This window comes from Intestinibacillus sp. Marseille-P6563 (assembly GCF_900604335.1).
GTDB lineage: Bacteria > Bacillota > Clostridia > Oscillospirales > Butyricicoccaceae > Butyricicoccus_B.
The window spans coordinates 1-13106 of the sequence record NZ_UWOD01000003.1 but is presented as its reverse complement, the minus strand read 5'-3'; the positions used below and the strand labels follow the sequence as shown (position 1 = coordinate 13106).

The window sequence follows — 13106 nt, the reverse complement described above, 5'->3', positions numbered from 1 at the left end:
AACCGCAGCACATGGTCGATGTCAGTTTGGGAAAAAGAAAAAGCAGCAGTAGGCTTTTGCTCTGCTGCTGCTTTTATAAATTCTATTTGTTCATCAACGGAAAGGAGATCAGAAAATGCGAGCTGCTCATCTTCTAAGCGTAGATCAGTTCGTTCAGAATGATTTCCTCCGCCTGAGCCTTGCAGGTGTTCATCAGCCCCACCCATTTCATTGGGTCGCTGGCTTTCAGCTGCTCGGTCGCTCCCGCCTCTTTCGCCAGCTGGGGCATCATTTGCTCCAGACGATTCTGCGCGGCTTTGTCGATTTCCACTAGATGGTCGGCTAATTGACCGGTCATCAGCAGTGTTTCGTGCTGTCCTGGATGAAATTCCTCCAGATAACGATTCCTCATCCGACCGTACTTTCCGATCGGCGGCATCTTCGGATAGTATAGGTTCGGGATGAGATAATCGCCCACTTGACGATAGGTGATCTCCATGATGATTTCCTCCTTTTCCGGCAATTTCATGTTGTAAATCATTAAAGTTATCCTTGCTTCGATTATATACCGTCGTATCGGAAATTGCAAGGGATTTTTCCTTGGATTGGTAGAAATTTTCGATTACAGATAGGATATGATGAGAAAGATAACGGATGTGGCGACCGACAGAAGCGCGTTCATTATCTGGAATATTGCGTATATCCTGCAATTCTTCTGGGATGTTTTGCAGAAGCCCGCAGCGTTGTTGAACAGAAAAAGCAACACTAGATAGGATAAATGATTTGTATCGATCCATAATAGGATCTGCAATCATTAGATCTGCGCAATAGCTGGTGTAGGAGGACAATACCTGATCCAACGATTTTCCGGATATTGAGGTGGAGATATCTCGAAAGACATCCATCAACGCACTATGGTCAGTGGAGTCCATTTGCCAAATTTGAGGTGCAAGCGAGAGTTCATTTTCTAGGGTATCGCTGACATCAAAGACATAGGCCAATCTAATGTTAGCATCTTTTTGGCGTAATAGTGTGATGCCTCTTGCGCCACGGCGTATCCAACGACGCATATGAGTATTCCATTGTCGCATAGTTGCACAGGCTGAGGCATCCGGTCGCTGGGCGTAAATCATTATCTGATCTGCAAACCCATATTTATAAAACCGGCCAGAAAATTTTAAAAATTCTGACCAAGATTCTGGAGAATCAAAAACGCGGCGAACGGTATCTAAATACAATTCTACCATATTTCTTTCTATCATCTTACTTCCTCATTCATTTGGCGGGTGGATAATTGATGTTTTGGACTTTGAGATTGTTGGAGCTGTGCTCTTTCCAGTTGCTCTGTTATGGAAGGGCGCTTTTCTCCATTCATACATATATCGGTGGCTCGATTCTCAATGCTGTTTCGGATCACATCCATATAGCCGGTTTCCAGCTTTTCAAAGTGGCGGTACACATCAGCCAGTGGAGTGGGGGAATCCAGCAGAGCTTGCGCTTGAGCGTCGGTCAGCTCCAGTTCCTTCATCGCCATTACGATGTCCTCTCGGACGGTGTACTCATAGGCATGGTGCAAAATCTCCTCTGGAGGCTGGTTTACCAACCACTGACGAAAGGAATCTTGCTCGGTGGCCATTCTTTTATATAAAATATCACTGTAATTTTCGTGATTCATGTTAAATTACACCTGCTCTCAATATATTTTCGGTAAAAAAACAGCATGTCTTTAATTTTCAAGGTGCATACCAAAGGTTAAAATGCTAATTTGATGGAGCCGTCATCTTGCAAAACAAGGTGTGCATCAAAAGATTTCCCTGATTTAGAGCGGAACCCCTTGATAAGATTTGTGCGACCCTTTTTGAGTAATTGAGTAGCATGTGTAGATGATATGGATTTTCCGGCAATAGTCTTCCAGATAATAAATCCACATCCTCCCTTGCCACCAGAGCATGAAAAAGCCTTTGGAGTGTCAAGCACTTTTTTCCCGCACTTGGGGCATATGCCGATCTCAGGTCTATCAAAAGACCCGTTCTTCGGTGCTGGAGCGCTGTCCCTGACCGTGGAAATAATATTTATGATCTGGCAGACCACATCTCCGATGAAATAATCAGGATGAGCGTTTCCCTGCTGAATCAAGGATAATTGATATTCCCACTGGGATGTGGTTTCTGGATTTTTGATCGGCTCTGCAACTACGGAAATCATGGCATAGGCAAGATCGGTTGGAAGGAGTTTTCGCCCGGATACCTTGACATACCCGTTGCTTTTTATTTCCTCGATGATATCAGCCCGCGTCGCCGGTGTTCCCAATCCTTTGTCTTTCATAGCTTCACGGACAGCGGGATCGTCCGTATCTCGTCCGGCAGCAGCCATAGCCTTTAAAAGACTATCTTCGGTGTACGCTGCGGGCGGTTGCGTAAATTTTTCTGTGCAGGTGATAGCAGATACCGGATATTGCTCCATCTCGTTTAACGGCGGCAATAGTTGAGATTTTTCATAAACTACTTCCTGCTCCTGTGATATTTGCATATATGCCTTGGCTTGACGTTGTACGGCTGCAAAGCCAGGTTCAATTTCATCGATACCGGATGCTTCATAATCCGTGCCGGCAATATCGATATGTGCCAATGTGGAGCGATATTGGCGTGCTGGAGAGAGAGCAGAAATTAACCGGAAAAGAATCAGAAAGAAAATATTTTTTTCAGCGGTTGGCAGGGAATAAATATCATCCTGACAAAGATTTTGGATGTAATTGAAGTCCGGAATCAACGCATGATGATCGCTGACTTTGGCATCATCGGTGATAGAATCGATGTTGCTCGCCCATATATCTGGACCACCAGATATATGGGCATCTTGGAACATCTCATGCAGTTGCGGCAGCATTTGCACAACGCCAACAGCAGCATCGGCAGTCAGAAAAGAACTGTCTGTTCGGGGATATGTCGTGATTTTTTTTTCGTACAGGCTTTGTGCGCAATCTAGCGTTTGCTTAGCCGTATATCCCAGGAGCTTATTGGCATCCCGCTGTAATGTAGTGAGATCATAAAGGTGGGGCGGCTTTTCGGATCTTTCTTTTTGCGCGATGGATATAATTGTCCCCGCCCCCGCCGCATTTCCGGCCGCAGCAGCTGCTTCGGCGGCTGATTTATCCTGCATTTGCGCATACGCTTTAAATGTTCCAAAATCGGCTGTAAGGCTGTAATACGGCGTTTTAACAAAGTTTTTGATCTCCTGATCGCGTTGGACAATCAGAGCGACAGTAGGAGTTTTAACGCGGCCAATGCGCAGCTTAGTGTTGTATGCCTTGGTATAAAGACGAGTCAGATTCATCCCCAGGAGCCAGTCCGCCCGCTGCCGACATACAGCAGCATTATAGAGGTCATCGTAGGCATGGCCATCTTTAAGTGCATCCATTCCCTGGCGAATAGATGCGGGTGCAACGGAACTGATCCATAGACGTTTGAACGGCTTCGTACATTTGGCCTGATTATAAACGAGCCGAAAAATCAGCTCACCCTCGCGGCCGGCATCGGTGGCACAAATCAGATCGGTCACATCTGAACGATCTATGAGAGCTTTTAAGGCTTTGTATCGACCAGCGGTTTCCCGAGCCACTTTGGTCTGGAATTGCTGAGGGATAATAGGCAGTAAGTCGATGCTCCAGCTTTTGTATTTCGGGTCATATTCATCCGGATCACAGAGCCTGATGAGGTGGCCAACACACCAACTTACCAGATATCCATTGCCTTCAAGATAGTCATAGCCTTTTGTGTCAGAGGAAATTTTACATTTTTTCGTAGCGCCAATGGCTTTGCCAATTTCAACAGCGACAGAATTTTTTTCCGAGATTATAAGTGTCATATTGATTCCCCTTCTTTTTGGCCAGCTTTTGGCGGAGTTTCCGATAAGCTTTGCAAAAAGGAACAAATATCCTCAAACGGTAGATCAATGCTTTGCATGAGGTTTTTGATTTCCGCATTTTGCAGAGCATCCACTTCCTTCTGAAGAGCTGCTTTCTTTTTTTCGAGTACATCAATCCTGGCATCACATGCCTGAATTTTTGCCTTACGATCAGCAATTTTCTCTTTTGTAGTCATGTTTTCTCCTTAATAGCTGATATCAACTTTTTGTCGGTCTACATTCACCTGTTTTTCGATTGTTTGCGTAGACGATGTATCGTCATCATAGACAATCGTAATTGTGCAGGTATCACCCGAAACCATACGGACATATGTTTTGATCTTTTTCCCGGTTTCGGGATCAATGTCGCCTGGTTTCGGCTCAACGAATGATTCTGAAAACGGATCATCAGCCGCCACATCATAGGAATCGGAGTAAGTGGTCGGCGCCCCTGCACCACCAGAGCCAGCGATAATCACGTTTTCACCTTCCTGGTTGCTATCATCTGCCGCTGTCAATGTTTGCTCAGATGCAGCTTGTGTCCAGCACTGCACTGTATCCGTAGTATCCGAAAATAACGTGGATTCAAAACGAAATCCGTTTTCAGAATCGTTTGTGTAAAGATACAGCATATCTGTCGATTGTGCATCTGATTCGAGCGATGTAAGCTGCATTTTGATAGATATCGGTTTGTCTACATCTTGATCGGCAAAAATATCAAGATATGTCCATGCCCAGCTGCGGGAATGCGTTGTATTGCCAGTATTCCATGTCAAATGCACACGATCTGGTTCAAATTGGAGGGTTTCATTATTTTGCCCGCCGTCCAATGTCCAAACATCGGCTTGCAGAATTTTGGGTAATGCTATTTCGATATTATATTCTGCGTAACTTTCACTGCCAGTTTCCTTTGCTTCGGCTGCGGCTTGATCCGGATCGCGAATATATGACTGGTCGCCACTTGTTAACCGTACAGCCTTCTCAGTATCATCATCCAGGATGATTTGGAATGTAGTAGATGTTTTATCATCTTTAGTGATCTCAACATGCTCACTATCTAAAATGGTATAAGACCATTCCGTATCAGCCAGCGAACTGACGCAATCATAATCGTCATAGAACATAATGGTTTCGTCTGTACCATCAGTGCTGTACCATGCCCCCAGTATATTGGGGACATGGATAGATTCTTTTGGCGTGCGGCTCAATACGATAACGACAGAAATAGCGACAATGAGCAGTGCGGTAATTACCGCGAATAAGATTCTCCGTTTTTTCAATGTCATCACCCTTTCAAGTGTGCGATGGTATCTTCCAGCAGATCTATCACACGTTGAGATGGAGAACAAAAATGTCCTACCCGAAGATCAAAATAAGTGCCTTCATCCAGCGCATGTTTTATTTCATCACCGGAACAAGAGAGAATTTCATTATCGATTTTGCAGAGACAGATCGGTCCGGCCCCCTTGGGAGATTTGATTTCGATACCGTTAATACCGATTAAATCAACGAAAGACAAAATGTTTAAATAGATGCGATGATGAACATTATTCTTGCGTTCTTCAGCGCCACAACGTAGCAGAATTTTACGGATTTGTTCTGGGGTCATTCATCTGTTCCTCCTTTAAAATTAGTGAACAATGTAGACATCACGGTATACCACGCCTAATCTATTTGCCTCTGCATGGGTGGCTACCAGCACATCAATGCGATTTCCTTTGATTGCGCCACCGGTATCTTGCGCAGATAGGGTTCCGTATCCCTCAATGTAGACTTTGCTATTGAGCGGAATAACAGTGGGATCGACTGCAATCGTCACGCCAGGCGTCGGAACGGCACCAGTGGCAGTTACATTGGACCATTGCCCGTTGCAGCATGCGCCAGGACAGTAATGAGTGATCTTAAATGTGCCCAATTTTTGAGCACCAGCCGGTGGAGCTCCACCATTATTGCCGGTTGCAGGATATGCCGGTGTGCAATACCCCTGGATATACGAGCTTGACAACGCATAAGATTTTGTCCAAACGCCGCCACCATTGGGATTTAGGCCGCCACCCTTACTGGTGTTTCCTTCGACGGTATAGACTTTGGAATCGTCTGACGATACAACGATACCAATATGGGTCATGTCACTTGGTGTACCGTAGAGGATCAAGTCACCCGCCTTGGGGCGATAGCCTGAACTACGCCAATGGAATTGTCCTCTGGCCGCAAACCAATCCTTTACTTGGTCACATCCAGCTTGCTTCGGGATGATACCAGCATCAATATAGCCACACTGATCGGCACACCAGGATACAAATACTGCGCACCACGCATAGCTGCTGCCAGAAACATGGTGTCCATAGTACCAGTCATTGTACATAACCTGATTGACCGGCGTTTCAGTGGTTCCAACCTGGGAAAGCGCAACGGCGACAATATCACCATTACCAACGCTACTAAAACTCGACGAGCAGCCGCCAACTACAAAACGGGGGTTAATTTCCTTACCATTTCGAGTATATTCCATATACAGGGCGGTAGTGGATATCGGGCTATTGCTACCGACATCTCCCAGTCGTGTACCACTTTCAACATATCCAGACGACACCACAATCGAAGTCAAGTTCCCGTAGGTAACTTCTCGGTTGCCGGATTTGATTGTTACTGTATCGTCCGTCACCGTAGCTTGTCCTGCAAAACCCGCATATACGGCTGATCCAGTCGGATTCGGAGAATTTAGATATAGTCCATGGTTAAACTGGGGATGATATTCACCTGTCAAAAGATTTAAATAGTATCCGTATCGCCGCCCAACGGTCCAGGAAACTTCGTCATCGCTATCCGGAGCTACAAAAGGATTGGCTATTTCCTCCAATGCAGTAAATGTCCCGATTTCCGCTAACGCATCAAATGTATCCTGCTGAGAATCCGTCAGGTATCCAAATGGGGTGTCAAATACATTATCGTATGCGATATCTTCGCTACCTTCTGGCTTCGCATTGGTTGCAGCCAACTGCGATAGAGATTGCGTATCAACATAGATATCCAGGACATAGACTGTATAATGGCTCGTGCTGCCGTCAGAATGATGTGATGTGTGGCGTTCGGTGTGCGTACTGATGGATAGCGTATACAAATCATTCCATAGTTCTTTGCTGTAATCTTTCACACTTTGAAACGCCGAATTGGAGCTATAATCTTCAAACATCGCATCATAATATGCCAGCAGCATATCCAAATCTGTTTCGACTGCCCAAATGGATGAACCATTGCTGCGTGCACCATTTTCGTAAAAGTCAATGCGATCAAATCCAGTTCGATTTAACTGCTCACTCACGGCCTCCGAAAATTTTGCATCTAACTCGGTACAATAGGCGTATAGTTCTGTCAGTTTTGTCGTATCCGTTTTCAGCGAAATTGTTGGCACAATAGATGAGATCGCAGATACAATTATTAAGATGGCAATTGCAATAACGATAATCGGGAAAACTGCTGCGGCCTTTGCTGATATGCCTGCTACGCTGGAAAACATCTCTTTGAGATACCGCACAACCTTTTCCCCGCGCCGAACCATAGAATGGGCTGTCCGAGATGCAGCATAAGCAAATTTTTTCGTATACTTTGTTGCGGTATAGGCTTTCATTGCAGTCTGCTTCGCCGATATAACGCCCTGCATAGCGATGTTATCAGCATACGGATCATCGATATCTCGAATGTAGTCAGCAGCGAGATCCGCCATCATGTGATGATGGGTTTGGTGCTGAATGAGCTTATTTTCAGCAACGGCAACCGTAGCTGCCGTTGCTCCAGCTACGGTTGCCACTCTGCCAGCTTCTCCTGCATTCGCACTGGTAATTTTTTTTGAATAACCCGATCGCTTCTCATCAAAAGACGATGATTCGTGCAATTTTTTTTGCAATACTTTCTGCTGTTTCTTCTGGTATCGTTGAGCGCCATATGTCCGCCGGATGATAGATGATGATCGATCTATAATACATTGGGTAGGCCCTTGTCCCAGATCTGGCTCCGTAGATCTATTCTCTGGTTCTGGGCTGCTACCCTGAGCATGTATCACATCGATGGATGACTGAACACCAACCGCGGACCCCCAAATAGCCGAGGGTGTGGCAATTTTTGATCTGGAAAAATCATCATATGTATGGATTTGAGGACTCAGATGATCTTGAGCCGTATAAAGGAACTCCTGACCTATCGTTTCAGTGCTGCGCACCATATCCGTAGATATGGAAGACATCGTTTCTTCCGATTGCTTCGATCGGCTACCGACAAAGGTATTTGGCACAGTGTATCTCGATCGGGATCGTGGATTCAATCTGTATGCAGCCGGTAACTCAATTCTGGGTGTGGGTTCGGAAATATCGGAAACATGATATTGTGTAACGGGAGTGTATTTCTGATGGGATTTGGTAAACCTGCGAATTGGATATTGGGATGATGGCGCAGATGAAATGCTATTGGAGGATATAGCACCTGGATTTTCTCGCAGAGGCAGACCCACCGCATTATACCGAGATCCTGGTGCATTCGGTACAGGAGAAGAAGAGGTCGATGACATGCCCGAGGAAGGAAATACTGAATGATCTGAGTAGCCTTCATGCTGAATAGCGTACTCATCATATTGCTGGCAGTGAATATCGCTGATTGGATCGCTGATCGAAGATCGCACCATAGATTCGCTACCAGTGACTCGAATCATATCATCGCATTTCATCTCCTGTGCGCTTTCACGATACAATTCACTGGATGCTGCTACTTTTTCTGCCGCAATTTCATCGCTGCTTTTCACGCCTGTATCCTCAATGTGGCCTGTAACGCGAATTTCAGATGACATTTTGAACTCTCCTTAATTGGGGTCTTGCGCCACTACTTCTTCCAATTTGGTCGTGATCATTTTGTACAGCTCAGTGTCTTTCGGGAATTTATCCGTAAATGCAATGATGGATTTTCCGGCGAATAATAGGCCGCTGCCCGGCTCTGCATTAGTCACGTAATTGAGCTGCCGTGGCGAAATATTTAACAATTCAGCCAGCGGGACCCGATCATTTGCGGACTGGTTGAGCATCATGATGTAGTCGCAGTTCGATAGCATACGTCGTGCCTCATCGGACAGCAGCAATGTTTCGACATTTTGCGTAATTCCAGTCGGTACAGCACCCCATTTGCGGCTACGAGACCAAAGCTCGAAGAAGTAGTTCGAACTGTATGCGTTTGTAACGAGCAGCTGAATCTCATCAATGTAGATATAGGTGTGTTTACCGATAGCACGGTTCTGGGTTACACGATTCCAGATCTGATCCAGTACAATCAGCATACCTAATGTGCGTAATTGCTTGCCCAAATCACGGATATCATAAATGATGAATCGCTTATGAGTATCTACGTTTGTATGATGGGCAAATACGGACAAATTGCCTTTAATATAAAGCTCCAAGGACAATGCCAGGCTCTGAGCGAGTTCTTCAGGCTGCTCTTTCAAAATGTCATAGAAATCGTTCAGAGTTGGAACTGTACCGTTTTTCCGCGAGAAATGTTTTTCATAGCAGTGAAGAATCACTCGGTCAATGATCGAATTTTGCCCAGGCTGTAATCCACCAGATAACAAATCACACAGGGACAAAATAAATTCCGATTTCAACTGAATGGGATCACCATCATCCGCATAATTTTCGGAAATGTCCATTGGATTTAGGTGATTATTACTGTCAGCTGAAATATGGATAACCTCTCCATCAAATCCTTGTGCTAGGTTGGTGTATTCTCTTTCTGGATCGATAATCAGGACATCGGCATTGGGATCATTAAGGAGGACATTGATGATCTCGCGTTTTGCGGCAAAAGATTTGCCGCTGCCAGGCTTGCCCAAGATAAATCCATTCGGGGATGGCAAGGATAGGCGATTAAACATGATCAGGTTGTGACTGATCGAGTTAAGACCGCAATATGTGCCATTTCGCTGGTACAGCTCCTGGGTCGTAAATGGCACAAAAATCGCGGCAGCAACCGTGGTGAGATGGCGTGTGCGTTCTGCACCAAAATGATTTTTACCAATCGGCAGAATTGAATTGAATGCCTCTCGTTGCATAAAATCAATATTCTCGATTGTTACCGTCTTGGCCTGAGCCGTTTGTTTGATCGTAAAGACATTTTTCGCCAGTTCTTCTTCTGTATCGGCATAGGTAAATATCAGCGGCGTTGTTTCAAAAAAACGTTGTTGCCGTTCGCGTAAATCATGCGATAATTCACGTGCTTCCACCAATGCTCGTTTCGTTTCGGGGAGATACATCATTTCAGGCGGCAGCCCCTGCTGAATGCCCTTTTGCGCACGCTTTGTGTTCTCCATCTCCATCATGGCAATTTTGGTATCTACCATGCTCAGAGCTTTCACCTGCGAAATATTTCGTAGGTGGATGCTGATAACCATATTGATTGGGAGATCTGTAAGGGCAGTCAGCAATTCGTCGGACAAATCCGCAGGTAAATTACCAAAGTACAAGACCTGACCATATTTATTGCCGAACTCAAAGGTGTATTTATGCGAAAAATCCAAGGATGTAGGAGCTACAAACGACCGGCTATTCCAGCCCGTTCGTGCCAGCTCATCCAAGGAAACATAATCTCTTTGATCCGGCCGCGTTATGGAACGAAGCAAATTGATACGTTCCTCGCCAGTTAAGGATGTCATATCATCCACACCCAGCGATTTAAAGAGTCCGATAAATTGTGTTTCAAACCGCGCCAAAATGCTGGTTGCATCCTCAAGGTCCTCTGCCTCAGTCGCATACGTGAAATATTTTTCACGGACGATGGAGTTTTGGCCCTCTTTGATTTTTGATGCCAGCATTTCATTCATTTCTGTTCGATATTTGTCGAGCAGATCACCAGCCATAGGCATAAACATTTGAGCGCGGAATGCTTCCTCATCGACTTTGCGCGTCACCAATGTGAGCTGCAAGGGCATTGTAGGATCGACAAAATTAAGCGCTTCCACATACCGAGAAAACATATCTTTCTGATCCTGGACGCGGGCCGTCTGATAATTGATATCCGAAAAACGGACTGTTTTGGAATAATACCCCGGCGAAACCTGACAGATACCATCCTCAAAAAGTTTTTGATATCCAATATACTGAGTGGTGCTTTTAGGCGCAGCTTCTTTTTTAATTTTTTGCTTTTGCTGCGCGTTTAGCTGCTCTGTACTCTTTTTTAGCTTTTTTAATCTCTCTTTGTATTCTTTTTCTTGCAGCTTTAGGTCTTTTTTTCTTTTCTGTGCGGACTTCCGGTTCGTCTTTTTTCCGCTTCTTTCGCTTTTGAAGAACATGCTTTTCCTCGCTTTCAATCTCATCCGTTAATGGGAAATCGTATTCCACCGACCACGATAATTTTTGGTTTGTCATATAATGCCGCCATAGCAATTTGAAATACTGCTCACAGGGCATGTTATCCTTACGGTAAAATCCGATAGCCACGCCTGGTACGCAGATTACCGCTGCCAAATAGGGATATACGTCCATGGATACATGGAGCAGCATTACCAATATCACGTAGGAAAGTCCAAGTATTGTTCCGGTGGCAGCCAACGAAATAAGCTGCCGTCCCGAAAAATCTCCCACAATGCGTTCTTTGTAGTCAGTTATCTCTTTCGGCACATGTACCGATAGGGCCAATTTTATTCACCATCCTTTACATGACTCCGCAAATTTTATCCGCCATTGTTTTTGCGCCCTTTAAGCCCATAAGCAAAGCTCCCAGCATTACAAAGATGTTTGCAAAGGCAGTCAGAACACCACCTATTCCCGATCCATCCGGTATGATGGCAGTAACCAGCGTAGAGGCGATGGTTGGGAAAAAGTATAGAATGAGCACCAAAATACATCCTTGCAAGCATATGGATACAAAGCTTTTCAAAAAGCCTTTACCTATACTGCTCCACTCTCGATTTGGGAGTGTTGCTATCGGAGCCGGAGCCACAGCAACATAGATATAAATTTGAATAAATCGCCCAATGGTTAAAATTTGAATAAATGCCCAGGCGATTTTTGTACCCAGGACTGCAATAAACAGCACTAGCATACATACTACCTGTGTTCCCAGGGACATATCATCAACAGCGGTATTAAACGCTGATAAATCAGTGGCTACTGACAGCGAACTTGTCATCGTTATTTGTTTCGATATATCCAAAAAACCATCGTAAACTGCATGTAAAATGTTTGTGCTCTGATTGATGATCGTGATGGCCAGTGCCAATTTAGCTACCAAAATCCCAATCGGCTTCATAAGATCGGGTAGCTGATTCGAAGAAAATCGATCGCTGAGTTCCAAAAATTCGATAAGCATAAATATAGCTAAAACGGATAATGCGAGTGTGCGAAAAACACCGGCAGCCAATGCGGAAACCTGTGACCAGAGTTGCGAGTATACGTCATCTCGTGTAATGCTGGCCAACAGCCCGCTGTCCAACGAAAGATTTTTTATGTCCTCTAAAATTAGGGCCATTAAATCTTTCACGACATCTTTAAACATACGTCGCTCCTTTTTATATGGAGGGAGTCTAAAACTCCCTCCATACTTTTCTGTGTTATTTCCTGTTTGTCGGACTATTTTACAGTGTTACATTGCTGATAAAGGCTGCGGCCGCAATAATAATAGCGCCACCAACGATTTCTGCGATGCCGCTGCCAATGCCAGGGCCATTGGAGTCCTTGATCGAGCGGCCCAAGTTTACTGCGCCAAACACTGCGATAATTGCACCGACGGCAGTTACACCCTTCTGCAACAACCCCATAATCTGCGTAAACATACCATTCATAGTATCTACAACCTTCCTTTTCATGAATAATTTAAAAATAGGGCTTCACATTTTGGTGAAGCCCCATTAGGCGTTACTATTTCCCATTGGAAACAGCCATTTATAAATTCATCAGTTCGCTGACATCAACTTTCAGGTGTTTATCCTCGGATTTTCTACCGCTGCTTTCGCTGCCTCGTGTCCGAAATTCAGATATCTCCTTTTCGATGTCATACATGTATTCCGGGTTTGCAAGACCAGTAAGCTTATATCGTTTGTGCTTTGTCAAATCATATTTGGGGCACCGGAATGGCGGCAAGCCAGTGATTTGTACAATACACTCCGTCCGATCAATTTTTCCGATTTCTGCAGGGTCTAGCAGATCTCGTCCAGTGATTTGATTCTGCACCGATACACTACCCTGTTGCCC

10 protein-coding genes and 2 pseudogenes are annotated in these 13106 nt (G+C 44.9%); all 12 read right to left on the bottom strand.

Annotated elements, in window-relative coordinates; all coding sequences use genetic code 11:
• Nucleotides 1-133 precede the first annotated feature (133 nt).
• Nucleotides 134-478: a TnpV protein gene (locus EFB11_RS15900; protein WP_122791387.1), complete on the bottom strand. Its 345-nt coding sequence runs from the start codon at nt 476-478 to the stop codon at nt 134-136.
• 861 nt (nt 479-1339) lie between these two features.
• Nucleotides 1340-1654 (bottom strand): annotated as a pseudogene (locus tag EFB11_RS15895) (DUF3848 domain-containing protein); the annotation flags it as partial.
• Between the two features lie 77 nt (nt 1655-1731).
• Nucleotides 1732-3843 (bottom strand): type IA DNA topoisomerase, encoded by a 2112-nt coding sequence (locus tag EFB11_RS15890; RefSeq protein ID WP_122791348.1) that lies wholly within the window; start codon nt 3841-3843, stop codon nt 1732-1734.
• On the bottom strand, nt 3840-4079 hold the full coding sequence (locus tag EFB11_RS15885; protein ID WP_122791347.1) for a hypothetical protein: 240 nt from the start codon (nt 4077-4079) through the stop codon (nt 3840-3842). Before EFB11_RS15885 ends, EFB11_RS15890 begins: the two co-directional genes overlap by 4 nt.
• Before the next feature lie 9 nt (nt 4080-4088).
• Nucleotides 4089-5162 carry a hypothetical protein gene (locus EFB11_RS15880; protein WP_164706823.1) on the bottom strand — a complete coding sequence of 358 codons (1074 nt, stop codon included), beginning with the start codon at nt 5160-5162 and terminating at the stop codon, nt 4089-4091.
• Nucleotides 5163-5167: 5 nt separating this feature from the next.
• Entirely contained in the window at nt 5168-5491 is a 324-nt protein-coding gene (locus EFB11_RS15875) for a hypothetical protein (protein ID WP_122791345.1), read from the bottom strand.
• A 21-nt stretch (nt 5492-5512) separates the two neighbouring features.
• Complete coding sequence (locus EFB11_RS17435) at nt 5513-8719, bottom strand: 3D domain-containing protein (protein ID WP_122791344.1); 3207 nt, start codon at nt 8717-8719, stop codon at nt 5513-5515.
• 12 nt (nt 8720-8731) lie between these two features.
• Nucleotides 8732-11206, bottom strand: a complete 2475-nt coding sequence (locus tag EFB11_RS17585) for a VirB4-like conjugal transfer ATPase, CD1110 family (protein ID WP_122791343.1) — start codon at nt 11204-11206, stop codon at nt 8732-8734.
• A gap of 73 nt (nt 11207-11279) precedes the next feature.
• Nucleotides 11280-11534 (bottom strand): annotated as a pseudogene (locus tag EFB11_RS17580) (PrgI family protein); the annotation flags it as partial.
• 34 nt (nt 11535-11568) lie between these two features.
• Entirely contained in the window at nt 11569-12411 is an 843-nt protein-coding gene (locus tag EFB11_RS15855; RefSeq protein ID WP_122791341.1) for a hypothetical protein, read from the bottom strand.
• Between the two features lie 79 nt (nt 12412-12490).
• Nucleotides 12491-12697, bottom strand: coding sequence for a hypothetical protein (locus tag EFB11_RS15850; RefSeq protein ID WP_243115262.1), 207 nt, complete (start codon nt 12695-12697; stop codon nt 12491-12493).
• A 100-nt stretch (nt 12698-12797) separates the two neighbouring features.
• A partial coding sequence (locus EFB11_RS17065) for a type IV secretory system conjugative DNA transfer family protein (protein ID WP_206424207.1) occupies nt 12798-13106 on the bottom strand: 309 nt, incomplete at its 5' end.